The organism is Nocardiopsis mwathae, from assembly GCF_014201195.1.
Lineage (GTDB): Bacteria > Actinomycetota > Actinomycetes > Streptosporangiales > Streptosporangiaceae > Nocardiopsis_C > Nocardiopsis_C mwathae.
Genome location: NZ_JACHDS010000001.1, coordinates 2964259 through 2988980 on the forward strand (window position 1 = coordinate 2964259; position 24722 = coordinate 2988980).

Here is a 24722-nt window from a genome sequence, read left to right on the forward strand (position 1 = left end):
ACCCGCGCCCCGGCCGGTGGAGGGACCGCCGCGAACAGCGGATAACCTGCCCTCATGACCTCCACACCATCATCTCCCGTCGATTTCGTGCGTGCGGCCGTGGATTCCGAGATCGCCGAATTCACCGAGCGCCGCCGCGCCCAGCTGCTGGAGATCGGCCCGGAGCTCAAGCCCGTGATGGAGGCGCTGGAGGCCATGCTGGCGGGCGGCAAGCGGCTGCGTCCGGCCTTCTGCTACTGGGGGTGGCGCGGCGCCGGGGGCGGCGACATCCCGGAGATCTACCCGGCCGCGGCCTCACTGGAGTTCCTCCAGGCGTGTGCCCTCATCCACGACGACGTCATCGACAACAGCGACACCCGCCGCGGTCTGCCGGCCACGCACAAGCGCCTGGAGGAGCTGCACGGCCGCTCGGGCTGGAGCGGCTCGGCCGCCGGGTTCGGGCAGGGCTCCGCGATCCTCATCGGCGACCTGTGCCTGGCCTGGAGCGACGAGATGTACCAGGGCAGCGGGCTTCCCCTGGAGGCGCTGCGGGCGGGCCGGGAGCCGTTCGACGCGATGCGCACCGAGGTGATGGCCGGGCAGTACCTCGACATGCTGGAGCAGGTGCGCGGTTCGGAGAGTGTCGAGGCGTCGCTGCGCGTCATGCACTACAAAGCGGCCAAGTACACCATCGAGCGCCCGTTGCACATCGGTGCCGCCCTGGCCGGCCGCTACCCGGAGCTCGCCGGCGTCTACAGCGCCTACGGGACCGCGCTGGGCGTCGCCTTCCAGCTCCGCGACGACCTCCTGGGCGTCTTCGGCGACCCGGAGGAGACCGGCAAGCCCGCGGGCGACGACCTCAGAGAGGGCAAGCGCACCCTGCTGGTCGCCGAGACGCTGGAGCGCGCCGCGGCGGACGACGCCGCCGAGTTCCGCCGCCACCTGGGCGACCCGGACCTCACGCCGGAGACCGTGGATCGGATGCGCGCCCTGGCCACCGGCTGCGGCGCGCTGGAAGCGTGCGAGCGGCGCATCGACGGCTACGTCGCGCAGGCCACCCGCGCGCTGGAGAGCCCGCTGATCGCCGACGAGGCCCGCTCCGCCCTGGCCGACCTGATCGTGGCCGCCACGGCGCGCAAGCACTGACCCACGGGCCCCGCCCCGCCCGCCGGGGGCGCCGCGCCCGTGCGCGGGCCGTCACCGGACGGCTACACGTACGCACCGTGCGGGGCGTGCCTCCCCACCAGAGGAGGAGACCGGTTCCTCCCCCTGGCGGATCGACGCGGGACGCTCGGCCTGTTTGAGTCGGAGACGGACCCGGACCGCGGCCCGGGAGGGCCCGGCGGGCGGTGTCCGCGGGTGAGGTGAGGACGGCACCTCATCCGCGGACGCCGCCCCTCGCACGGTCGAGTCCGGCGCGCCGTTACCCGCGCCGGAAGGGGCATCAGGTGAGAATAGGGAGCCATGGGTGACGATCAGGCAATAACGCACACCATCGGCATCACCGGTGCGACCGGGGGAATCGGCGGCCGCGTCGCCGCGCGACTGGCCCGGCGCGGCATCGCCCAGCGGCTCATCGTCCGCGACCTCAACCGGGCACCGGAGTTCCCCGGTGCCAGCGCCGCGATGGCGTCCTACGAGGACACGACCGCCTTCGAGCGCGCGGCCAAGGGGGCCGACACGCTGTTCCTGGTCTCGGCCACGGAGTCCGCCGACCGGGTGGACCGGCACATCAGCGCGGTGGACGCCGCCGTCGCGGCGGGGGTGAAGCGCATCGTCTACCTGTCGTTCCTGTCGGCGGCTCCGGCCGCGACGTTCAGCTACGCCCGCGACCACTTCTACACCGAGGCGCATATCCGCTCCACGGGCGTGGCGCACACCTTCCTGCGGCCCGGCTTCTACCTGGACCTGCTGCCGTACTGGGCCGATGACGCAGGGGTGATCCGCGGGCCGGCCGGGCAGGGCCGGGTCGCCTGGGTCTCCCGCGACGACGTCGCCGACGCGGCCGTCGCCGTCCTCACCGAGGGGGCGGAGCACGACGGCGCGACCTACGACGTCACCGGCCCCGAGGCGATGACGATGGGCGAGACCGTGGAGCGGCTGTCGGCGCTGACCGGCAAGACCATCCGCTACGTCCCCGAGACCTGGGAGGAGGCCCTGGCCTCGCGCCGCCCCACCGGCGCCCCGGAGTGGCAGATCGAGGGGTGGGCCAGCTCGTATGCCGCGATCGCCAGCGGCGAGATGGACGTCGTCTCCCCGGCCGTGGTCCGCCTGACCGGCCACCCCGCCCAGACCCTCGAACGCTTCCTCCGCACCCACCCGAGCGCGCTCAGCCACGTCTACACCTGAGTGCAGCCCCTGGACGGCGCTCGATCGCGTTGCCGCTTCGACGGAACCGGTCGCCTTTCGACCACCCTACGACGACGTCGGGAAGAAGCCGAGCCTTCCAGGAAGGCACGATGGAACCCGCACGCGAATACGACACGGACACCGATGACGATGTGCGTCTCTCAGATCCGCTGCGCGCCATGGAGGGAGATCGAGAATTCGTTCCTTCGCAGTCACGGAGCTCCGGTCGCCGAAGTCGTCCCCTTGACACGATCGGTACGGCGCCCCGCACCCGGACTCCGGGCAGGCAAGATCACCATCGCCGGAGACTTCGATGAACCGGACGAGGAAACCCTCGCCGCTTTTCGCGGGGAGCGGCCGTCAGGCTTCTGCTCGACACGCACATCCTGCCTGGTGGCCGGAGGACAGCCCAAAGCTCCCAGCTGTGGCATGCGAACGGGTTCTCAGCACCGAGGAGGTGTACGTCAGCGCCGTGACAGCATGGGAAATCTCCATCAAGTCGGCGCTGGGGAAGCTCGTGGTCCCCGAAGATCTCGACGCCGCCCTGCGGTACCGCGGATTCATCGAACTTCCGATGAGTATCGACCACGCCATGCGTGTCGGCGCGTCGCCTCGATATCACTCGGACCCGTGCGATCGCGCACTGATCGCCCGAGCTCAGGCAGAAGCACTCCCACTCGTAGCCGTCATACCGAAATCCAGAAGTACGACGTCGAGGTCCTCAGCGGGTGATCCCGGACGTACCGCCAGCTCACGCCGTTACGGCCAGCCTCCGCTTGAGCTCCGCTGCCGCGGCGTGCGGGTCGGGGGCCCCTGTGATGGCGCGGACGACGACGACGCGGGTGGCGCCCGCCGCGAGGACCTGGTCGAGGTTGTCGAGGTCGATGCCGCCGATGGCGAACCAGGGGCGCTCGGTGCGCAGAGCGGCGGCTTCGGTGACCAGGGGCAGTCCGGCGGCCGGGCGGCCGGGCTTGGTGGGGGTCGCCCAGGTGGGGCCGACGCAGAAGTAGTCGACGCCCTCCTCGGCGGCAGAGGCGGCGGCCGTCCGGGCGTCGTTGTTGGATCGGCCGATCAGCGGGCCGTCGCCGAGGATCGCGCGGGCATGGGGCACCGGCAGGTCGCTTTGGCCCAGGTGCAGGACGTCGGCGCGGGCGGCGTGGGCGATGTCGGCGCGGTCGTTGACGGCCAGCAGCGCGCCGTGGCGCTCGCAGGCCTCGCGCATCACCTCCAGTGCGGCCAGTTCGTCGCGGACCGCCAGCTCCTTGTCGCGCAGCTGGACGATGTCGACGCCTCCGGACAGCGCCGCGTCGAGGAACGCGGCGAGGTCGCCCTGCTCGGTGCGGGCGTCGGTGCACAGGTACAGGCGGGCCGTGGACAGTCGTTCGCGCAGGCTCTCACTCACCCGGTCAGGGTAGTGCGCCCCACGGGGCGGCCGGGCGGCGGGGCGGGGGAACCGCGCGGCCGTGCCGATGGGCGCGGCCGGGCGTTCCGGCCGCGCCCGGGGTCGATCGCGCGGGACTGCGGTTGTCGCACCGGAAGGTCGGGCCGGGGATCACCGCCCCGGGGGCCGCCCGGCTAGAGGGCCATCGCCTGGGCGCGGCGGCGCACCTCGGTGCCGCGGTTGGCGGCCAGGGCCTCGATGGGCGCCCCGGGGAGCGTGTCATCCGGGGTGAACATCCAGTGCAGCGCCTCGTCGTCGGTGAAACCGGCGTCGGCGAGCAGGGTGAGTGTCCCGGGCAGGCCCTTGACGATGTCACCGCCTGCGATGAACGCGGCGGGGATCGAGACCTCCCCGCCCTTGCGGATGCCCAGCAGCTTGTGGTCGCCGATGAACTGCTTGACGCGGTTCGGGCTGACGCCCAGCGCCTGCGCGGCTTCCTTCAGGGTCATCCATTCGCCGACGAGGGCTTCGATGTCGTGGTCGTTCTGTGTCACGCAGCCAATCTCCCACAGTTTCGCCGCACGCAAACCCGGCCGTCGGCGCTGATCGCTCCTGGCGTACCCGCAGCGGACGCCCACCCCTCGGCCGGTCCGCGCACGACGCCCTAAGATGGGCGGGAAAGACGTGAAGATCCCCGCGGGAGCCGGGTGGGACCCGGCTGAGAGGGAGGCTGTGAGCCTCCGACCGCATGAACCTGATCCGGGTCATACCGGCGAAGGGAGTGGATGGCATGACCGTGCCCGACGACCCCCTGCCCGCCTCCGACGTCCTCGTCGTGGGTGACGGCCTGATCGGACTGGTCACCGCGTGGCGCGCGGCCCGGCGCGGCCTGCTGACGACCGTGGTGGGGCGGCACTGCCCGTGCGCCGCCTCCGGTGTCGCCGCGGGCATGCTGACCCCGGCCACCGAGGCCATGTTCGGCGAGGAGCCGCTGATGCGGTTCGGCGCCCTGTCCCGCGACCGCTACCCGGGCTTCGTCGCCGAGCTGGAGGACGAGAGCGGGGTGCCGACGGGCTACCGGTCGGCGGGCACCCTGCAGATCGCGTTCGACACCGACGACCTGTCCAAGCTGACCGAACTCGGCGAACTGCAGACCCGGCTGGGGCTGAAGGCCGAGCGGCTGACCGCTCGCGAGTGCCGCCGGCTGGAACCGATGCTCGCGCCCGCGGTGCGCGGCGGTATCCACGCGCCCGACGACCGCTCCGTCGACCCCCGCGCGCTGCTGGCGGCGCTGCGCACGGCCTCCGAGCGGCGCGGCGTCCGCATGGTCGACGACCGGGTCACCGACGTTGTGGTGTCCGCCGACCGCGCCCGCGGCGTCCGGCTGCGCTCGGGCGGCGAGCTCGCCGCCGACCAGGTGGTGCTGGCCGCCGGGACACGCACACCCGGAATCGGCGGCCTGCCCGAGGGCGTGGTCCCGCCCGTGCGCCCGGTCAAGGGCCAGCTGCTGCGGCTGCGGATGCCCCGGGGCGAGCCGCCCATCGTCACCCGCACCGTGCGGGGCCTGGTCAAGGGGTCGCCCGTTTACCTGGTGCCGCGCGCGGGCGGGGAGATCGTGCTGGGTGCCACACAGGAGGAGATGGGCGACGACACCCGGCTCACCGCGGGCGGGGTGTGGGAGCTGCTGCGCGACGGCCACGAGCTGGTGCCGGGCATCAGCGAGCTGGAGATCGCCGAGACCTGCGTCGGGCTGCGCCCGGCCTCCCCCGACAACGAGCCGCTGCTCGGCCCGACCCGCCTGCCCGGGCTGCACCTGGCCGCCGGGCACCACCGGCACGGTGTACTGCTCGCCCCCGCCACCGGCGACGCCATGGCGGAGGCCCTGGCCACCGGTGAGCTGCCGGACTACGCCCGCCGCTTCGCCGCGACGCGGCTGTCCTGAGCGCGTGGTCCCGGGCATCCGCCCGCAGACGTCGAAATCTTTGCGATAGGGAGTTCAACCGTGAAGGTGATCATCAACGGCGAGCCCCGCGACCTGGCTCCGCGCAGTACGGTCGCCGACGCCGTCCGCACCCTGACCGAGGCGCGCGAGGGAATCGCCGTGGCGGTCAACGACGAGGTCGTTCCCAAGGCGACCTGGGCGACGACCGTCGTGAGCGAGAACGACCGCGTGGACGTACTCACGGCTGTGCAGGGAGGCTGAGCGATGACCGCGGAAACCACCGGCGCCACAAGCCCCACCGGCACCACCGGCCCGGGCACCCCCGGCGGCGTGCGCTCCCCGGCCGGCGACCCCCTGGTCATCGCCGGTGAGGAGTTCGCCTCCCGCCTCATCACCGGCACCGGCGGGGCGCCGTCGCTGAAGGTCCTGGAGGAGGCGCTCATCGCCTCCGGGACGGAGATGACGACGGTCGCGATGCGCAGGGTCTCCCCCGGCGCCGAGGGCTCGGTGTGGGACGTGCTGCGGCGCAACGGCATCCGGCCGCTGCCCAACACCGCAGGCTGTTTCACCGCCATGGACGCGGTGCGCACGGCCCGGCTGGCCCGCGAGGCGCTGGAGACGGACTGGATCAAGCTGGAGGTCGTGGCCGACGAGCGCACCCTGCTACCCGACCCGGTGGAGCTGCTGGACGCGGCCGAGCGGCTGGTCGACGAGGGGTTCGTGGTCCTCCCCTACACCAACGACGATCCGGTGCTCGCGCGGCGGCTCGAAGGGCTGGGGTGCGCCGCCGTGATGCCGCTGGGCGCGCCGATCGGGTCGGGGCTGGGCATCCGCAACCCGCACAACATCGAGCTCATCGTGGAGCAGGCCGAGGTTCCGGTGGTGATCGACGCCGGTATCGGCACCGCCAGCGAGGCGGCGCTCGCCATGGAACTGGGGTGCGACGCCGTCATGCTCGCCACCGCCGTCACCCGGGCCCAGGACCCGGTGCGGATGGCGGCGGCGATGCGCGACGCGATCACCGCCGGGCGCGGCGCCCGGCTGGCCGGGCGGATACCGGTGCGCCGCTACGCCCAGGCCTCCTCGCCCGCCGTGGACTGACCGGGGCCTCACCGGCGCCTACGTCCGCATCTCCCGTTCCGGTCCGCCCCGTGGCCGCCCCCGGGCGGGCCGGATCGTGGTGTCGCATTGGCCCCGATTCCCGCCCCCATGGGCTATTACGATGTCACGACGCTCTTCACAAGCGTCGCCTGCCCCGCCCGGATCACCCGTAAACTCACCTTCGTGGACATGACGACTGCGGACCCGCTTGTAGGCGCGACACTCGACCGTCGCTACTTCGTCGAGTCGCGTATCGCGGGCGGTGGCATGGCCACCGTCTACATCGCACATGACCAGCGCCTGGACCGGCGCGTGGCTCTCAAGGTCATGCACCCCTCCCTCGCCCAGGACCCCCAGTTCGTGCGCCGCTTCATCAACGAGGCGCACTCCGTCGCCAAACTCTCCCACCCCAACGTCGTCCAGGTCTTCGACCAGGGCACCGACCAGGGCTGCGTGTTCCTGGCCATGGAGTACGTGCCCGGCCGCACCCTGCGCGACCTACTCGAAGAGCGCGGTCGGCTGCACCCGCGCGAGGCCCTGCAGGTGATGGCCCAGGTGCTGGGCGCGCTGGGCGCCGCGCACCGGGCCGGGCTCGTGCACCGCGACATCAAGCCGGAGAACGTCCTGCTCACCGTCGACGGCCAGGCCAAGGTCGCCGACTTCGGATTGGCGCGGGCGGTCGAGTCCGCGCACCAGGGCATGACCAAGACCGGCACCCTCATGGGCACCGCCGCCTACATCGCCCCCGAGCAGATCGAGCGCGGGACCTCCGATACCCGGACCGACGTGTACGCGGCCGGGATCATGCTCTACGAGCTGCTCACCGGCGCCCAGCCGCACACCGGCGAGACCCCCATCGCCGTCGCCTACCAGCACGTCAACTCCGACGTACCGCGCCCCTCGACCGTCGTCCCCGGCCTGCCTCCGGAGATCGACGCCCTGGTCACCAAGGCCACCGAGCGCGACCCGCGCTACCGCCCGGGCGACGCCGGGCAGTACCTCTCCGCCGTGGCGCAGGTCCTCGACGGCGGCGCTCCCGCGTTCGCGCAGACCGCGGTGATCGACACCGCCTCGCCGGCGGCGGGCGGACCCGCCTTGCGGAGCGGCACCGCTCCGGTGCCCGGCGGCGACAACGCCACCGTCCAGGTGAACGTGGGCGGCCACGGCGGCGACGGTTACGGCGACCCCCGCGACGGGGGCCCCGGGCCGGGCCGCCGCAAGTACCTCCTGATGGCCACCGCCGGCGTCCTCGCGGTGGTGATGCTCTGTTTCGGCTGGTGGATGCTGATCGGGCGCTACGAGAGCGTCCCGGACGTCGTCGGCATGGACCAGAACGCGGCCACGGCGGAGCTGCGGTCCCTCGGCCTGAAGATCGAGGTCGCCGACGACCCCGTCTACAGCGACGAGGCCGCCGAGGGCACGGTCGCCGCGACCACCCCGGATGTGGGCGACAACGTCCTGCCCGAGGACACCGTGACCGTGTCGCTGTCCAAGGGGCCGCAGACCGTCGACATGCCCGAGGTCGTGGGCGACCCCGAGGCCAACGCGCGCAAGGCGCTGGAGGACGCCGGGTTCACCGACATCGACGTGAAGCAGGAGGACTCCTACGACCACCCGCCGGGCACCGTGCTGGACGTCGACCCCGAGGAGGGGTCCGGTGCCGACCGCGAGGAGACCGTCACCCTGACCGTCAGCAAGGGCTTCGACGTGCCCGGCGTCGTGGGTCTGACCGAAGAGGCCGCCCGCACGGAGCTGGACGGCAAGGGCCTGGAGGTGGAGGTCACCACCGCGTCCAGCGACGACACGCCCAAGGGCGAGGTGATGAAGCAGTCACCGGAGGCGGGCACCACCGCCGGGGCCGGGGACACCGTCAAGCTCACCGTCTCCTCGGGCAAGGAGCAGATCGAGATCCCCGACGTGCGCGGGATGAAGTACAAGAAGGCCGAGAAGGAGCTGGAGAAGCTCGGCTTCGAAGTCGAGGTCACCCGGGTGCTGGGTGCGGACCGCGTCGACTCCTACACTCCCACCGGGAAGGCGGAGAAGGGCGCCAAGATCGAGCTGATCACCAGCCCGTTCGCACCCCGTGACCGGGATCGGGACCGGGGCCGGGGCCGCGACAGGGACCGGGACGACGATGACGACTAGGGCGTTCCCCGGAACACGCCCTATCGCCCGGGCGCCGCGCCCGGCGCCTCCGGCCCCGGAGCCGGTGCGCTCCGCCGAGATCGACGGCAGGACGCGCGGTCAGGCCAGGTCGGCCCAACCCTTGGAGCGCTCGACCGCGACGCGCCAGCGGCGGTAGCCGGCCTCGTCCCGGGCACCGGGCTCGTAGCGGCGGTCGAGTTTCCAGGTGTGCTTCAGCTCGTCGGTGGACTGCCACACGCCGGTGCCCAGGCCGGCCAGGAAGGCCGCGCCCAGGGCGGTGGTCTCCTGGACCTGCGGGCGGGCCACACTGACGCCCAGCTGGTCGGCCTGGATCTGGCAGAGCAGGTTGTTGCCCGACGCTCCGCCGTCCACGCGCAGTTCGGGCAGCTGGGTGCCGGATGCCCGGGCCATGGCCTCCACGACGTCGCGGACTTCGAAGGCGATGGCGTCGAGGGTCGCGCGCGCGATGTGCGCGCGCCCGGTGCCGCGGGTGATCCCGAAGATCGAGCCGCGCGCGTGCGGGTCCCAGTCGGGCGCGCCCAGGCCGGTCAGCGCGGGTACGAAGACGACGCCGCCGGAGTCGGTGACGGTCTTGGCCAGGGCCTCGGTCTGGGGTGCGGTGTCGATCATGCCCAGACCGTCGCGCAGCCACTGGACGGCCGCGCCGGTGACGAAGATCGACCCCTCCAGGGCGTAGTCGAGCCTGCCGTCCGGGTGCTGCCACAGCACCGTGCTGAGCAGGCCGTGCTCCGGGGCGATCGCCTGCTGCCCGGTGTTGACGAGGATGAACGACCCGGTCCCGTAGGTGCACTTGGAGGTGCCGGGCTCGTAGCAGGTCTGCCCGAACATGGCCGCCTGCTGGTCGCCGGCGATCCCGGCGATGGGCAGCCGCAGGCCGAGGAAATCCTCGGGCACCGACTCGCCCACGACCCCGTAGGAGGGCACGACCTCGGGCAGGGCGGAGACCGGCACGCCGAACAGGTCGCACATCTCCTCCGACCAGCGGCCGGCCCGGATGTCGAAGAGGAGGGTCCGCGAGGCGTTGGAGGCGTCGGTGACGTGCCGCGCGCCGCCGGTCAGCCGGGCGATGATGTAGGAGTCGACGGTGCCGATGGCGGTCTCACCGGACTCCACACCGCTCCAGGCGCGCGGGTCGTTGCGCCGCATCCAGGTCAGCTTGGTGGCGGTGAAGTAGGGGTCCAGTCGCAGCCCGGTGACCTCGGTGACGCGTTCCTCGTGCCCGGCGTCGCGCAGCTCGGTGCAGATCCCCGCGGTCCGGCGGTCCTGCCACACGATGGCCCTGCGCGGCGAGCTGCCGCGCCGGCGGTTCCACAGGACGGCGGTCTCGCGCTGGTTGGTGATGCCGATGCAGGTCGGCGCCTCGGATGCCGCGTCCAGCGCGCTCTGGCAGGCGGCGAGGACGGCCTGCCAGATCTCCTCGGGCACGTGCTCGACCCACCCGGTCTGCGGGAAGTGCTGGGCGAACTCCTGGTATCCGCGGGCCTGGACGGTGCCGTCTGCACCGACCACCAGGGCGGTGACACCGGTGGTTCCGGCGTCGATGGTGAGCACGGACATGGGGTGGCCTCCAACAGCTCGGACAATTATGGTCTAGACCATATGAATGGCGCGGACCGACCCTACCGCTCCCGCCACAGCGTCATTCGTGGGACTTACCCGGAGGTGACAGAGATCCAACCCTCGACCCGACACCGTGGTGACGTCGGTCACAACCGGCGGATCAGGCTGACGGGCACGGTCCGCGCGGTCAAGAGTCCAAGGAGACCGGCGACGCCGGTCGGAAAGCGTCCGTAGAACGACCCAACCGAATCCGAGAGCGAGGAGTACACCCATGCGAGTCGGGGTTCTGACCGGCGGCGGCGACTGCCCGGGGCTGAACGCGGTGATCCGCGCGGTGGTACGCAAGGGCATCAAGCACTACGGCTACGAGTTCGTCGGCTTCCGCGACGGCTGGCGCGGGCCTCTCGAAGGCAACGTCATTCCCCTGGACCGGGCTGCGGTGCGCGGGATCCTACCGCGCGGCGGGACGATCCTCGGGTCGTCGCGCACCAACCTGATGAAGGTCGAGAACGGCGTGGAGCGGGTCAAGGACAACCTCGCCGGGCTCGGCGTCGACGCGCTGATCGCGATCGGCGGCGAGGACACCCTCGGTGTCGCACGCCAGCTGCACGACCAGGACGTCAAGGTCGTCGGCGTGCCCAAGACGATCGACAACGACCTCAACGCCACCGACTACACCTTCGGCTTCGACACCGCCGTGAACATCGCCACCGAGGCGATCGACCGCCTGCACACCACCGCCGAGTCGCACCACCGCGCGCTGGTGGTCGAGGTCATGGGCCGCCACGCGGGATGGATCGCACTGCACTCGGGGATGGCGGCCGGCGCCAACGTGATCCTCATCCCCGAGCGTCCCTTCGCCATCGACGACGTCATCGCCTACGTCGAGAGCCGGTTCAAGACCGACTACGCGCCGATCATCGTCGTCGCCGAGGGCGCGCACCCGCAGGACGGCGACATGGAGGTCAGCACCCAGGAGCTCGACGCCTTCGGCCACGTGCGGCTGGGCGGCATCGGCCAGCGGCTGGCCGCCGAGATCGAGAAGCGCACGGGCAAGGAGTCCCGCTCGGTCGTGCTCGGCCACGTCCAGCGCGGCGGGACGCCCTCCGCGTTCGACCGGGTGCTCGCCACCCGCCTGGGCGTCCACGCGATCGAGGCCGTGCACGACCGCGACTACGGCCGGATGGTCGCCCTGCAGGGCACCGACATCGTCCGGGTGGACCTGGCCGAGGCCACCGCGGAGTTGAAGACCGTTCCCGTGGAGCGCTACGAGGAGGCCGAGGTCTTCTTCGGGTAGTCCGGCCGGAGCGGCCGGAGCGGCCGTACGGACCGGTCGTCGGAATGTTCGATACTGGAATGGGCGGCCCCCGCACGGGAGGCCGCCGATTCCACCACTCGACCACCCGCCGTTCCACACACCTTGGAGACCACGTCATGGCCGTTACGTCCGACTCCGCTGCGATCGAGGCGCGAGGGGTCGTGGAGGCCGAGACCCCGGCCCGCTCCGAGGCGGGGGCCGGCGAGCTGTGCGTGCTGATGAAGCTCGGCGAGATCGTGCTCAAGGGCAGCAACCGCCGGCTCTTCGAGCGACGGCTGCACAACAACATCCGCGCGGCCGCGCGCGGGCTCGGCGAACTCAAGGTGACCCAGCGCGGAGCGGGCGTGATCGTCATCCGCATGCCCGGCGCCACCGACGAGCAGGTGGGCGCGCTGGCCGAGCGCATGAGCTGCGTCATGGGGATCGTCTGGGTGCACCTCGTGCGCCGGGTCGCCAAGGACCTCGACACCGTGGCCGACCTCTCCGTTCGCTCCATGGCGGGGCGCACCGGCTCCTTCGCGGTCCGGGCGCGGCGCCGCGACAAGCGCTTTCCGATGACGTCGGCCGAGCTGGCCGGGTACGTCGGCGGGAAGGTCAAGGCCGCCCACGGGCTCCCGGTCGACCTCAAGCGCCCCGACAACACCGTCCACATCGAGGTCGACCGCGACGAGGTGTTCCTCTACACCGACGGCATCCCCGGCCAGGGCGGCCTGCCCGTCGGCATGAGCGGGCGCGGCCTGGTACTGATGTCCGGCGGCATCGACTCCCCGGTGGCGGCGCACCGGATGATGCGCCGCGGCCTGAAGGTCGACTTCCTGCACTTCTCCGGGATGCCGTTCACCGGCCCGGAGTCCATCTACAAGGCCTACAGCCTGGTGCGCCGGCTCGACCGGTACCAGGTCGGCTCACGGCTGTTCGTCGTGCCCTTCGGCAAGGCCCAGCAGCAGCTCAAGACGTCGGGCATCGAGCGGCTGCAGATCGTGGCGCAGCGGCGGCTGATGCTCAAGACGGCCGAGGCGCTCGCCGACGACCTGGGCGCTCAGGCGCTGATCACCGGCGATGCCCTGGGCCAGGTCTCCAGTCAGACGATGACCAACCTCACCGCGCTCGACGACGCCGTCGACCTGCCGATCCTGCGCCCGCTGATCGGCATGGACAAGACCGAGATCATGGACCAGGCCCGCCGCATCGGCACACTGGCCATCTCCGAGCTGCCGGACGAGGACTGCTGCACCCTGCTGACGCCGCGCCAGGTCGAGACCGCCGCGAAGATCGCCGACCTGCGCCAGATCGAGAAGCGGCTGGACGCCGAGGAACTGGCCGAGCACCTGGTGACCACCGCCCAGCTGCACCGCCCCAGCTTCCTCGGCGACGAACTGACCGAGCTGTAGCAGTGTGAGGGCCCGCGGCGCCGCGGGCCCTCACACGCTCGGTTCAGACACCGACCGTCTGCACCCCCGCCCCCGCCGGGATGTCCGGGGCGGTCGCCAGGGTACGGCCCAGCAGCCGCGACATGCTCGAAACGGCGTCGGCCAACTCCTGGATGTCGTCGCCGACCAGCGCCTGCGGGCCGTCGCACAGCGCGGTCTCCGGCGCGGGGTGGACATCGACGATGACGCCGTCGGCGCCGGCCGCGATCGCCGCGCGGGACAGCGGGAGCACCAGGTCCCGCTTGCCGCCGGAGTGCGAGGGGTCGACGATCACCGGCAGGTGGGAGAGCTTCTGCGCCACCGGCACCGCGGCGATGTCCAGGGTGTTGCGGGTGGCCTTCTCGAAGGTGCGGATACCGCGCTCGCACAGCACGATGTCGAGGTTGCCGCGCTGGGCGATGTACTCGGCGGCCATCAGCCACTCCTCGATGGTGGCACTCATCCCACGCTTGAGCAGTACCGGCTTGCCCGCCTCGCCGGCGGCCTGCAGCAGCGCGAAGTTCTGCATGTTGCGGGTGCCGATCTGCAGCATGTCGGCGTAGGAGGCGACCAGCTCCACGTCCCCGGCGTCGACGACCTCGGTGACGATCGGCAGGCCGGTCTCGTCACGGACCTCGGCGAGGATCTTCAGCCCGGCCTCGCCCAACCCCTGGAAGGCGTAGGGCGAGGTGCGCGGCTTGTAGGCGCCGCCGCGCAGCAGGGCCGCCCCGGCCGCCTTGGCCATGAGCGCCGCGCCCAGGGTCTGCTCCGGGGTCTCGACGGCGCACGGGCCGGCGATGAGGGTCATGTGCTCACCGCCGATCGGCACGCCGCGGACAGTCACCACGGAGCGGCGGTGGTGGTTCTCCCGACTGACGAGTTTGTAGGGCGCGGAGATCCGCAGCACGTCGCTCACTCCCGGCATCGCGCGAAGGTCAAGGGTCTCGAACCGCCGGACGTCGCCGACCAGGCCGATGATGGTGCGGCTGACGCCGCGGGTCACATAGGCCTCCCCGCCGGCCGAGTCGACCAGGTCGACGAGGTGTTCGATATGGGAGGGCGTGGCGTCCGGTGCCATCACGATGACCATGAGCGTGGGTTCCTTCGACGGTTCGAGGGTCGTGCTTCGGGCGGGTGGAGCGGGTGCGGATCGGGCCGCGACCGCGGTCCCTGCATACAAAGAAGCCCCGGGCCGTGCGGCCCGGGGCTTCGATACGTCGTCCGTGTCAGCGCAGCGCTAAACGGGCGACCGTCCTACCCAAGGGCCGGTAGCCATAAAAGCGCCAAAACTTCCGCTGCATGGGAGCGACTATAGCGCACGATCGCGGCGGTCGAACCCACGAGGGGTTCACGCCACACCGCTCACCCGGGTTTGGCAGGATGGCGGGGACGGGACGTGAAGGAGATCGATTGTCGGAGAATCGGCTGCCGCCCGGCCAGTACGTGCCCGGCCCCCGCGCGGCCCTGCACTACGGCCCGGTGCCGCGCTTTCGCCCGCAGCGCTGGGATCTCCGGGTGTACGGGGCCACCGAGTCGCTGGGCGAGTACCGGTGGTCGTGGGCGGAGTTCGACGACCTGCCGCGGACCGACACCGTCGCCGACTTCCACTGTGTGACGAGGTTCACGATCCCCGGCGTCCGCTGGCGCGGCGTGCGCGCGTCACTGCTGGTCGACCTGGCGCCCCCGCACCCCGAGGCCACCCACGTCATGGTGTGGGCGGAGTACGGCTACAGCGCCAACCTGCGCATGGCCGACTTCCTCGCCCGGGACGTCCTGCTGGCGACCCACCGCGACGGCGTCCGCCTCACCCCCGAGCACGGCTTCCCGGTCCGGCTGGTGGTCCCCCACCTGTACGGCTGGAAGAGCGTGAAGTGGGTGCGCGCCATCGAGTACATGACCCGCGACCGCCGCGGCTTCTGGGAGGAGCGCGGCTACCACAACCTGGCCGACCCCTGGTCCGAGCAGCGCTACTCCTACCAGGAGGAACCCGGCCAGGGCCCACCGCTGGCCTGACTTCCCGGCCCGGCCCCGCTCCTGAGGCGCGGACCTCAGAAGTACTCGTCGTACAGGTCGTGGTCGGGCCATGCCTCCACCCGGGCGGCCGCGTCCGGAAGCGCGGTCGCGATCGCCTCCTGGTAGGGCAGGCCCGACGGGTCGTCGCTCTGGTTGAACAGGGCTGCCCAGCTCAGGCCGTCGTGGGTGCGCGCCATGAAGGTGGCGGTGCCGGGGAGGCCGCCGCCGTGGGACGCGGTGAATCCGCCGCTCGTCCCGGCCGGGCTGACGAACCAGCCGTGGCCGTAATACCAGCCGTGCTCGTTGACGCCGGTCTCCGGCTCGGCGAAGGTCCGGCGGACCGCGTCGGGGCCGAGGATGTCGTGGGAGTCGTACAGCGACGCGAAGCGCACCATGTCGACCGCGGAGGAGAGCCAGCCGCCGAACGCGGCCCGGTTCTCCATGCGGATCGTCCCGTAGGGGGCGGGGACCTGGGCACCGGAGTCGTCCATGACGGTGGTTCCGGTGTGCTGGGAGACGTAGTGGACCTCGGTGGGCGCGCGGTGTTCGGCGAGGGTGCGGGCGACCCGCATGCGGGTGATGCCCAGCGGTGCGAGGATGTCGTTCCGGACGAACGCGTCGTAGGGGCGGCCGGTGAGGTCGGCAACGATCTCACCGAGCAGCATGTAGCCGAAGTTGGAGTAGGCGTAGGTGGTACCGGGGGCGTGGGCCAGGGACTTGCCGGCGCCGTACCGGACCATCTGGCCGATGTCGACCGGCAGGGAGGCGCCGAGCGCCCGCGCCGCCTCGATGTCCTGCACGGTGAGGTCGCCTTGCGCGTTGTCCCAGCCGCCGAGGAGCTGGAGCGCGCGCTCCACCGTGACCAGCGGAAGCCGGGGGTCGAGCCGCTCCCCGTCCAGCGGGACCAGGTCGAGGTGGTCGGTGATCGGGTCGCCCATGCCGATGCCGCCCCGCTGCGCGAGCAGGTTCACCGCGGCGCCCAGGATCGGCTTGGACATGCTCGCGATGCGGAACAGCGCCGTCGGCCCGAAACGCAGGTCGCCGTCGTCGGTCCAGGCATAGGACCGGGCCAGGACCAGGCGGCCCCCATCGGTCACGGCGAGCTGTCCGGCGGAGATACCGCGCCGCTGCATGAACTCCTTCATGGCCGCGTCGAAGGGCCGGAGGGAGGGGACGTCGATCCCGCCCACACGCCATTCACGCTCCGCTCCGGCCGCCGCGTGCACCGGTCCGGCCCCGAGTCCTCCGGCCAGCCCAGAACCGATTCCGGCCGCGCCCATCATCGTGCCGAATTCGCGCCTGGTGACGGATTTCCCTGTGGATCCTGTCATTCTTCCGCCCTTTCGATGATCGCAAGGGAGCCGCCCCATGCGGACGTTCCGGACGGCACCTGCCCGGCGGACTCCTCCCCCAGTCGGCGCGATCACCCCTCATTCGCGCTCGGGCACCCCTAACATTCCGCCTGGGCGGATGCGCCGGATGGTCGGGGCGCAATCGGGTACGGCCCTAGCTTGACTCTGTCGGGAATCTTGGGGTTTGCCGGTGCGGCAGCGTGATCAGAGGGCATGCTCGGAGCTGTTCCGAAACCCGATGCAGTCGTTGAGGTGTCCATTGTCGCTCCGTCCCCGTTCCGGTGAGCAAGTCCCGACCATGACCGCGCAGGTCGCGCGAGCGAGCAACCCGAACGGCACGACAGCGATGTGGGTCAGAGACCGGCTGGACGGACTGTGGTGCGACGAGGACTTCGCCGGCTGGTACCCACGCGACGGGCGCCCCGGCCTCTCGCCCGCCCAGCTGGCCACAGTCTGCGTTTTGCAGTTCCTGCTCGGCCTGTCGGACCGGCAGGCCGCCGAGGCGGTCCGCTGCCGCATCGACTTCAAGTACGCCATGGCCCTGGAGCTCGACGACCCGGGCTTCCACCACAGTGTCCTGGCCGACTTCCGTGAGCGTCTCGCCGAGGACGACCGCGCCGACCACCTCTTCGACCTCGCGCTGGCGCGTCTCCAGGAGGCCGGGCTGGTGCGCGAACGGACCACGCAGCGCACCGATTCCACCCACGTCCTGGCCGCAGTGCGCGACCTGACCCGGCTGGAGCTGGTCACCGAGGCGGTGCGGGCCGCGTTGGAGGAAGTCGCCAGCACCGCCGGGCACCTGCTGGCCGACCTGGTCGATGAGGACTGGGGGCACCGCTACGGTCGTCCGGTCCGTCTGGGAAAGAATCCCACCCGGCCCAAGACCAGGATCAACACCACCGGTGACGACGCCGCCCGACTCCTGGAACACCTCTACCGGCACGCGGCACCCCGCGTGTTCGGCCCCCGTGTCCAGTCCCTGCGGCAGATCATGGTGCAGAACTACTACCAGGACGCAGCGGGCCGTCTGCGCTGGCGCACCGAAGAGGACGGCGGGCTGCCGCCCTCGTCCCGGGCGATCGTCTCCCCCTACGACACCTCCGCCCGCTACGCGCGCCATGGACACATCATCAGCTGGACGGGATTCTCCGCTCATCTGACCGAGACCTGTGCCCCTGACGGCCCCAACGTGATCACAGACGTGGCCACCACCGCGGCCACCGCACACGACACCCGGGCGCTGCCCGGCATCCACACCCGCCTGCACCGGCGCGGCCTTCTGCCCGCCGAGCACCTGGTCGACAGCGGCTACACCTCCCTGGTCCACCTGGAGCAGGCCGCCCGCCGACACCAGGTCACCGTCTGCGGGCCACTGCCGACCAACCCCACCCGCCAGCACCGCCGAGGCGAGGGCTTCGGCCGGGACGACTTCCGCATCGACTTCGACCGCCGGCAGGTCACCTGCCCCCAGGGCCAGGTCAGCAGCGGCTGGCACGGCCCCTACCCGACGTCCTCACCCACCGCGGCTCCACTGATCGTGGCCCGGTTCACCAAGGCCCAGTGCGGGCCCTGTCCGGTCCGTAGCCAGTGCACCGGCTCCCGCGAAGGCGCCCGTAACGTCGGCTTCCCACCCCGAGAACTCCGCGACCTGCAACTCCGCGCCCGTAGCGAGCAGCAGACAACCGAGTGGAAGACCCGCTACGCGGTGCGATCCGGAGTGGAGGGCACCGTCAACGAGTTCGCTCACGGCTATGGCATGCGGCGCTGCCGCTACCGAGGCCAGCCGAAAGCCCACTTGCAGCACGTGTTCACGGCCATCGCCGTCAATATCGAACGCCTCAGCGGCATGCCGCCCACCGGAGAAGCACCCCCAGCCCGGCCCCCCACTGCCTTCCAGGACTACCTGGACCAACACGAGATCCACCGACCGAAGTCCTGGCGGACCGTCGGCAGCTGACCTCGACAGCTCCAAGATTCCCGACAGAGTCAAGCTAGGGCGTGTTCGGCGGATGCTTTCCGGTGAGCGAGCGGCCGTCCGGGGCGGCGCTCGCAAGCCGCTTCACGAAGTCAATCCAGGTCGGCTTCACGAGTGGAGCGGCGCAGCGAGCGTCGTTCCGGTGGCCGCGAGCCGGGAATGATCCGTCAAACACGCCCTAGCGCACCGGCGCCCTCCGACAGGAATCCGGCAGGAAGGATGGTCGTGTCCGCAGGAAACCCGTTTCCGGTCTCCCCTGTCGCCAAGGTGAGCGACTACGTCCGTTCGAGCCCCGACTGGGCGGTGATCGAGACCGACGCGTTCAGGAGCGCGATCTCGTGCGCCCGGGACTTCCGGACCCAGGTATCGGGGGTCGCGCGGGGCGCCGACGCGAGCCCGCTTCGGGCGAGCCGCGCGCTGGCCGTGGTCGGCGACTACGGGACGGGAAAGACCCGACTGGTGGTCGAGGCGCTCCGGTACCTGCACCACGAGCGCCTCGACTCGCACCGGATCATCGCGATGTCGGCGGCCGGGGCCGACTTCGTCGACCTGTACCGGCAGTTCCTGAAGCTGCTCGCGGGACCGGAGCATCGCGGTCAGCTCCGCCACCTGGTCACCGAGCATCTGCGGGACGTCGTCGTCGACCACCTGCGCGGCGGGACGCTGACCCGCCAGGTGGCCGAGCACCTCCAGGACAGCGATATCGACGTCGTCTCCGTCATCGAGAACCTGGGACTCCCGCTGGCCGCGCTGTTGGAGCGGCTCCGAGCCGAGCTGACCGACGTCGTCGGCGACCACGAGATGGGGACGGTGTTGGCCGCGCTCATCGAGCCGACGGTGCGCGCCCAGGTGTGGCGGTGGCTGGACGGCGGCGACCCGTGCTCCGCGCTGCGCGACAGGTCGGTCGGCGGCCCGATCGACACACCGGGCCGCGCCCTGGCCGCGATGACGGCGCTGGTCCGGCTCTACCGGAGCCGCGGATGGTCGCTCACCCTGGCGATCGACGAGATGCATCTCCTGCTCGACGATCACCGTGCACAGGGTCCCCCGGACCCGCCGGAGGCGGGCCCGGCACGCGCGGCCGACGCCCCCACCGGGGAGGCCTCCACCGGATACGTCCCGATGGACCACGGGATCCCCCGGCTCTTCAAGCGCTTCCTGGAGGACATGATCAGTCCGGGAACGGCACGGGGCGAGACCTTCGTCATCATGAGCGGCCTGCCGGACCTTCTCCACCTGTTCCCCGCCGATGTCGCCGAGCGCATCTCCACGACGGTGACCATGGCCCCGTTCGACGAGCGGCGGACCCGGGACCTGATCCGGACGTTGCTGTCCCTGGAGCACCCGGCCGGTGAGCGGGACGACGGCATCGCCCCGTTCGAGGAGGCCACCCTCGCCGACATCGTCCGGTTCACCGGCGGGCAGGTCCGGCGCATCCTGCTGCTGTGCCGGTCCGCCTACCAGGCGGTGGACGAGGACGCGAGCGTCAGCCTGGATGTGCTCCGGGACATGGCCCGCGAGCAGTTCAGCTACGTCGAGGTCAGGGACACGTTCACGACGGCATGGAGGCTGTTCGGCGAACAGGGATGGCGTGCGGAGGCCCGCGAGGGGGACCCCGCCGACCCGGACGGCAGCGCGGCGATCTGGCTCCCGCTTCCCGAGCGCGAGGAGACCGGTTGCCTGGTGATGTTCCAGGGACCGGTCCTGGACGACGCCGATGTGTGTTCCGTCCAGGAGCGGATCGACCGCGCCCTGCCCTCACTCGGGACCGGCGCCCAGGACCGGGCGGCGGTCCGCGTCCTCCTCGTCGTCAACGGCTACGTCGCCCGTCCCCTGCAGAAGGCGCTGCAGGGCCGGGTCGACCTTGCCCTCCCCTACCGGCACCGGCGCTTCGCCGACCACCTGGCACGGGCGACCCGGCACTTCCGCGAGGAGCTCGGCCGAAAGGCCGCCGTGGCGCCCACCGCCGGAGTCGTCGAGCGCCTGGCGGAGCTCTCCGCCCAGCAGCACCGGGCCCAGGAGCTGCTGAACGGGTTGACCACCGTGCTCGACCAGGTACGGACCGAGCAGCAGCGCACCGCCCAGCGGTCCCGCGCCGCCATCGAGTCCCGCGGTCAGGCCGACATCACGCTCCCCGCGGTCCGGGAGGCCCCGACGGGCTACAGCCGGATCGGGTACCTCATCGACCAGGTGCACGCGGAGCTCAGGGAGGTGGCCAAGCCGCAGCGCGTCCGGCTGCGCGAGGCGTTCCGCCACCAGGTCTATGCCCCCACGGGGACGGTGATGCCGCGGTGGCACACGGACGAGGCCATCACCCAGGTCACCAGCGCCTCATGGCAGATGCGCACCGGGCTGCTGCTCGTGCTGGAGGAGACGCTGCTGGCCTTCGCCGAGAGCGTGTACACGGTCCTGCGGGCCGCCGACCAGGACGACATCGCCCCGCCACGCCGGGCGCTGCGTCAACTGTGCGATCAGTTCACCGAAGTCGTCGAGTGCCTGACCCGGGAACTTCCGCCCCCGGATCCGGCGTCGCCGGTGAGCACCACGTCGACGCCGGAGCCCCACGACGACTTCACCCTGCTCCTGCGACGCCTCGGAGACAACGTCTTCGACAAGATCTTCGAGGACGACTTCCGACGGCGCTGGTGAGCGGTCTTCACCCTCCTGTTTCCGTTGATCTCGGGACTATCGACCGAATTCTCACTGACATTCGGTCGATAGTCCCGAGATCAACGGACAGCGGACGCACGTAAGGAATCTCCGACGCAATTCCCGACGCGAAGTCTCTGTCGTTGACGGTCGTTGACTCCGGAAATTCCAGACTCTAGCCTCGGTGTGGAAAACCGCTCATCCCACCACCCGGAGCAGGCATGGACCGCCATCCCATCGGCCCGAGAACAGCGCCACGACCCGCGCTTTCGCCCAACCCCGCCCTCGCCGCGCTCGCGGGGGCCGTGCTGGTGGCCGGCGGATTCCTGTTCCGCATCGGATGGGATGCGCCCATTTCCGCTTTTTCCGCCGTCGACCCGCTCCAGCACAGAATATTTCTGACGGTGTGGGGCTTCGGAGTCGCACTCCTGGCATTCGGCATCTTTCGGTGGGCCATTCCCGCGGTCCCGACGATTTCCCGCCGATGGTATGTCGCCTATATGGGCCTGCTGACCGGTGTCGCCCTCGGCTCGCTGCCGTGGAGCAGCTACGACGCCGTTTTCCTCTACCAGGTCTGGTGGACCGGACCGCTGGCGGTGGGACTGGTCGCGCTGCACGACGGCGGGCTCATCGCGGCACGCGCATCTCGATTTCGGTCCCCTCCCCCGGCGCGGTGACGATCACCGTGTCCCCGCCGAGGTCGCGGACACGGCCCCGGATGGACCGGGCGATGCCCAGGCGCCCATCCGACTCGGCCTCGGCGATCCGGCCCTCGGCCGTTCCCGGGCCGTCGTCGCGGACGGTCACGGTGGCGGCGTCCTCCTCGTCCTCGACCAGGAGCCACACGCGCGTCTCCGGCGGGCGGTGCCGGTCGACGTTGGCCAGCGCGGCGTGGACGGCGGCCTCGACCCCGTCCACCGCGCGCCGCGGCAGCACCACCGGCGTGGCGGGGTCCGACACGGTGATCCGGGACGAGGACAGGCAGCCGAGGCGGGCGCGCAGGTCGGCCCGGCCGTCCTCCCGCACCTGTGCGGGCTCCCCCGCCGGGGCCGCCCGGACCTCCTGCGCCTGCACGCCGACCAGCGCCGGCCGCCGATGACGGCGGCGGCCGGCGCCACCCCGCCGAACCAGGTCGCGGTCAGCGGCGGCGCCATGCGCAGGTACCCCGGGGAGACCGCGAACGCGGTGGCCGCCTGGCACCCGAAGGTGATCACGAGATCGGCGGTCAGCGGCCGCCAACGGCCGATCCCCGGACCGGGGTAGACGTGGCGGGCCAGGGCCGTCCACACCACCATGGTCGCGAACACCGTCCACGCCAGCCACGGCCGGGCGGGCAGCCCGTGGTGCTGCACGATGAGCGCGAGCGCGTCCACCAGGGAGGCGATCCGAAAGGCGCTGATCGCCCGCCAGATCGGCGTCTCGTAGCCCACGGCCGGATCCGGATCGGGCGGCCGGAGGGACAGCGGGGAGGCGAGGGCGGCACGGTGGGGGATACCTCGGCGTGGCGGAGGCTCAGACCACGGCGCCGTCGTCGGGCCCGTTGTCGCCGGAGGGGCGGTCGCCCATCCGCACGACGAGCACGACGAACCCCGCGATGAAGGCGGCGACGGCACAGAAGGCGAGCCAGCCCGGGAGCCGGACCCCGATCAGCATCGACCCGAGCAGGAGCAGCGGTCCGCCGAACAGCCCGCCCCAGGACAGGCGGCTCACCAGGTCGCCGCGCGGGAACGGCGGCGGGGGCGGGGGTATGTAGTGGTCGGAGTCGTCGTCCCGGGCGGCCGCCCGCCCCCCGGCGCCGCCGTCGCGGCCGGGTTCGGCGGTGTCGGGGTCCGTCTCGGAGGAAGCGTCGGGGCCATCGCCGCCCTCGCTGCCCGAATCGGCGGCCGCGCGCCGCGGACCGCCCTGGGCACCGCCGTCGACACGCGGGTCGCGGGCGCTGAGGTTCTCCGCGTCGGGCCAGTGGACATCGGTCCGCGAGGGGCCCTCGCTGTCGTAGAAGCGCGCCACGAGGTCGGCCCAGACGGCTTCGTCGCCCTGTCGTGGAGACGCGGAGTCGGACCCCCCCGTATCGGGGCGCCCTGCGTCGGCCGGCGGCACGGGATCGGTGTCGGGGTCGTCCTTCCGGTCGGGGCCGGGTGTCTCCGGCGTACGCGGCCGGGGCCCGGCCGCCCCGGTCGAGGTCCCCGGTTCGCCGATGCCCAGCGCGTGCTCGGCCAGGTCGGGGAGTTCGCGGCGGAGGATCGCGGCGGCGGTGTCGCGCGCCTCGGCGTCGACGAAGAGGTGGTCGGTGGGCAGGTCCGCCACGGACAGGGCGGCGGTGTCCGGCTCTTCGCCATCGAGGGGCAGGGCGTAGGCGGCGATGCCGGAGCGGCCGAGCACGTCGAGCATGCGGTCGGCCGTGGCCGGTGGGAGCAGGAGGAGCGGAACATAGGAGTCCGCGAGCAGGCCGTTCCCCCGGCGTTGCGTCATCGGTCCATTCCTTCCCCGCTTCCGCAGTGTTCGCGCACGAACGCGAGGCTGCCCGCGAAGACGGTGTCGGCGTCGTTGTCCAGGGTCGCGACGTGGTAGCTGTCGTCCAGCGAGTGAACCGTCAGCCGCGCGTTCACCGCCTCACTCGTGAGGATACGCAGACTCCTCGGGCCGATGACATGGTCTTCGGGACTCCGGTAGGCGAGGATCGGCGCGGTGATCGAGGGCAGGCCGCGGCGCGTGTCCCGCCACAGCTTCGGCAGCGTCCCGGCCGCGGCCGTGGGGATCTCGTCGTAGCCGATCTCCACGGCACCGGGCTTCTTGATGTCGGAGGCGATGCCCGGGGTCACGGGCAGGATCCGCTGGACGTAGGGGGCGAAGAGCACCTTCCAGTCCTCCACGGCGAGGGAGGGGTTGACCACGACCACGCCGCTCACCCGGTCCGGGTGCATCCCGGCGAGGCGCAGCGCCAGGCAGCCGCCCATGGACATCCCCATGACGAACACCCGGTCGCACTCGGCATCGAGCTCGACCAGGGACTCCTCCACCGCGCCGAGCCAGTCGCCACTGGTGGTGGTCGCCATGTCCTGCCAGGTCGTGCCGTGTCCGGGCAGCCGGGGGAGGTCCACGGTCAGTCCGGCCTCGGCCAGGTACTCCGCCCACGGGCGCATCGACTGCGGGGTGCCGGTGAACCCGTGGCACAGCAGCACACCGACACCTCCGCCACCACGGTGGTACGGTTCGGCGCCGGGAAGCAGCGACATGGGGGTCTCCTCGACTTTCCTCTCCTCGGGCGCGCCGGGTACAGCGCGTCCGCCGCGGCCTACGTGGTGTCAGGTCTACGAAACTAACCCAGGGGCACGGTGGCCGGAACCCCGCCGCCCCGGTCGGAGCGGTCCCCCCGGATGAGATGGTTGCATACCAGGGCAGAACGGGAGGTTTCTCTCCTACTGCCAGGTAACTTACTCCGACATTGGTAGTCGGTCCCAGCTGATGCGAAGATAACGGCGATTGTTCGTGAATGCGGGAAGGCGAACGTGACGAAGCAGGTCGGACGCT

Annotated in this window: 20 protein-coding genes, 1 pseudogene and 1 riboswitch; of the genes and pseudogenes, 12 read left to right on the forward strand and 9 right to left on the reverse strand. The window is 71.6% G+C overall.

Translation table 11 applies throughout. The features are described from left to right. The first annotated feature begins 54 nt into the window (after window positions 1–54). Window positions 55–1125 carry a polyprenyl synthetase family protein gene (locus HNR23_RS12825; protein ID WP_184075808.1) on the forward strand — a complete coding sequence of 357 codons (1071 nt, stop codon included), beginning with the start codon at window positions 55–57 and terminating at the stop codon, window positions 1123–1125. Between the two features lie 318 nt (window positions 1126–1443). Further along, window positions 1444–2328 carry an NAD(P)H-binding protein gene (locus tag HNR23_RS12830; protein ID WP_184075809.1) on the forward strand — a complete coding sequence of 295 codons (885 nt, stop codon included), beginning with the start codon at window positions 1444–1446 and terminating at the stop codon, window positions 2326–2328. Between the two features lie 751 nt (window positions 2329–3079). On the opposite strand, the gene thiE is transcribed toward HNR23_RS12830, so the two are convergent. Both thiE and HNR23_RS12840 read right to left on the reverse strand, forming a co-directional pair. Then, entirely contained in the window at window positions 3080–3730 is a 651-nt protein-coding gene (gene thiE, locus HNR23_RS12835) for a thiamine phosphate synthase (protein ID WP_184075810.1), read from the reverse strand. A 173-nt stretch (window positions 3731–3903) separates the two neighbouring features. Then, entirely contained in the window at window positions 3904–4263 is a 360-nt protein-coding gene (locus HNR23_RS12840) for a helix-turn-helix domain-containing protein (protein WP_184075811.1), read from the reverse strand. Window positions 4264–4395: 132 nt separating this feature from the next. Next, a riboswitch (TPP riboswitch) is annotated at window positions 4396–4507 on the forward strand. Between HNR23_RS12840 and thiO the strand changes: the two genes are divergently transcribed. From thiO to pknB, 4 genes are all read left to right on the forward strand, one after another. Further along, window positions 4500–5651 carry a glycine oxidase ThiO gene (thiO, locus tag HNR23_RS12845; RefSeq protein WP_184075812.1) on the forward strand — a complete coding sequence of 384 codons (1152 nt, stop codon included), beginning with the start codon at window positions 4500–4502 and terminating at the stop codon, window positions 5649–5651. (Overlaps the previous riboswitch by 8 nt.) A gap of 60 nt (window positions 5652–5711) precedes the next feature. Beyond that, a complete protein-coding gene (gene thiS, locus HNR23_RS12850; RefSeq protein ID WP_184075813.1) occupies window positions 5712–5912 on the forward strand; it encodes a sulfur carrier protein ThiS in 201 nt (66 codons plus the stop codon). Window positions 5913–5915: 3 nt separating this feature from the next. Further along, a complete protein-coding gene (locus HNR23_RS12855; RefSeq protein ID WP_184075814.1) occupies window positions 5916–6752 on the forward strand; it encodes a thiazole synthase in 837 nt (278 codons plus the stop codon). A gap of 183 nt (window positions 6753–6935) precedes the next feature. Then, a complete protein-coding gene (gene pknB, locus HNR23_RS12860) occupies window positions 6936–8897 on the forward strand; it encodes a Stk1 family PASTA domain-containing Ser/Thr kinase (RefSeq protein ID WP_343070541.1) in 1962 nt (653 codons plus the stop codon). 99 nt (window positions 8898–8996) lie between these two features. Here the strand turns inward: pknB and glpK are convergent, their stop codons facing one another. Continuing rightward, complete coding sequence (gene glpK, locus HNR23_RS12865) at window positions 8997–10475, reverse strand: glycerol kinase GlpK (protein ID WP_184075816.1); 1479 nt, start codon at window positions 10473–10475, stop codon at window positions 8997–8999. 274 nt (window positions 10476–10749) lie between these two features. On the opposite strand from glpK, the gene HNR23_RS12870 reads away from it, so the two are divergent. Continuing rightward, a complete protein-coding gene (locus tag HNR23_RS12870) occupies window positions 10750–11775 on the forward strand; it encodes a 6-phosphofructokinase (protein ID WP_184075817.1) in 1026 nt (341 codons plus the stop codon). Window positions 11776–11912: 137 nt separating this feature from the next. Continuing rightward, entirely contained in the window at window positions 11913–13187 is a 1275-nt protein-coding gene (thiI, locus tag HNR23_RS12875; RefSeq protein ID WP_184075818.1) for a tRNA uracil 4-sulfurtransferase ThiI, read from the forward strand. Between the two features lie 43 nt (window positions 13188–13230). On the opposite strand, the gene aroF is transcribed toward thiI, so the two are convergent. Then, on the reverse strand, window positions 13231–14295 hold the full coding sequence (aroF, locus tag HNR23_RS12880) for a 3-deoxy-7-phosphoheptulonate synthase (protein WP_184075819.1): 1065 nt from the start codon (window positions 14293–14295) through the stop codon (window positions 13231–13233). A gap of 320 nt (window positions 14296–14615) precedes the next feature. Here aroF and HNR23_RS12885 point away from each other — a divergent pair, with 320 nt between their 5' ends. Next, window positions 14616–15218 carry a molybdopterin-dependent oxidoreductase gene (locus tag HNR23_RS12885; protein WP_184075820.1) on the forward strand — a complete coding sequence of 201 codons (603 nt, stop codon included), beginning with the start codon at window positions 14616–14618 and terminating at the stop codon, window positions 15216–15218. A 35-nt stretch (window positions 15219–15253) separates the two neighbouring features. Here HNR23_RS12885 and HNR23_RS12890 read toward each other — a convergent pair whose 3' ends face one another. Continuing rightward, window positions 15254–16549 carry a serine hydrolase domain-containing protein gene (locus tag HNR23_RS12890; RefSeq protein ID WP_184075821.1) on the reverse strand — a complete coding sequence of 432 codons (1296 nt, stop codon included), beginning with the start codon at window positions 16547–16549 and terminating at the stop codon, window positions 15254–15256. Between the two features lie 319 nt (window positions 16550–16868). Here HNR23_RS12890 and HNR23_RS12895 point away from each other — a divergent pair, with 319 nt between their 5' ends. The 3 genes from HNR23_RS12895 (at window position 16869) to HNR23_RS12905 (ending at window position 21871) form a co-directional block, all read left to right on the forward strand. After that, on the forward strand, window positions 16869–18527 hold the full coding sequence (locus tag HNR23_RS12895) for an IS1182 family transposase (protein ID WP_221308107.1): 1659 nt from the start codon (window positions 16869–16871) through the stop codon (window positions 18525–18527). 243 nt (window positions 18528–18770) lie between these two features. Beyond that, window positions 18771–21194, forward strand: coding sequence for an ATP-binding protein (locus HNR23_RS12900; protein WP_184075823.1), 2424 nt, complete (start codon window positions 18771–18773; stop codon window positions 21192–21194). Between the two features lie 221 nt (window positions 21195–21415). After that, a complete protein-coding gene (locus tag HNR23_RS12905; protein WP_184075824.1) occupies window positions 21416–21871 on the forward strand; it encodes a hypothetical protein in 456 nt (151 codons plus the stop codon). Here HNR23_RS12905 and HNR23_RS27500 read toward each other — a convergent pair. From HNR23_RS27500 to HNR23_RS12920, 4 genes and pseudogenes are all read right to left on the reverse strand, one after another. Beyond that, the gene (locus tag HNR23_RS27500) at window positions 21822–22268 is read right to left on the reverse strand and encodes an ATP-binding protein (protein ID WP_343070542.1); all 447 of its coding nucleotides are present in this window, start codon (window positions 22266–22268) and stop codon (window positions 21822–21824) included. The genes HNR23_RS12905 and HNR23_RS27500 overlap by 50 nt on opposite strands. A gap of 56 nt (window positions 22269–22324) precedes the next feature. Continuing rightward, window positions 22325–22807, reverse strand: a pseudogene (locus tag HNR23_RS27505) (DUF5931 domain-containing protein); the annotation flags it as partial. Beyond that, window positions 22707–23663, reverse strand: a complete 957-nt coding sequence (locus tag HNR23_RS12915) for a hypothetical protein (RefSeq protein WP_184075825.1) — start codon at window positions 23661–23663, stop codon at window positions 22707–22709. The pseudogene HNR23_RS27505 and the gene HNR23_RS12915, both read right to left, overlap by 101 nt. Further along, the gene (locus tag HNR23_RS12920) at window positions 23660–24427 is read right to left on the reverse strand and encodes an alpha/beta hydrolase (RefSeq protein ID WP_184075826.1); all 768 of its coding nucleotides are present in this window, start codon (window positions 24425–24427) and stop codon (window positions 23660–23662) included. The genes HNR23_RS12915 and HNR23_RS12920 overlap by 4 nt, the downstream gene beginning before the upstream one ends. Between the last annotated feature and the right edge of the window lie 295 nt (window positions 24428–24722).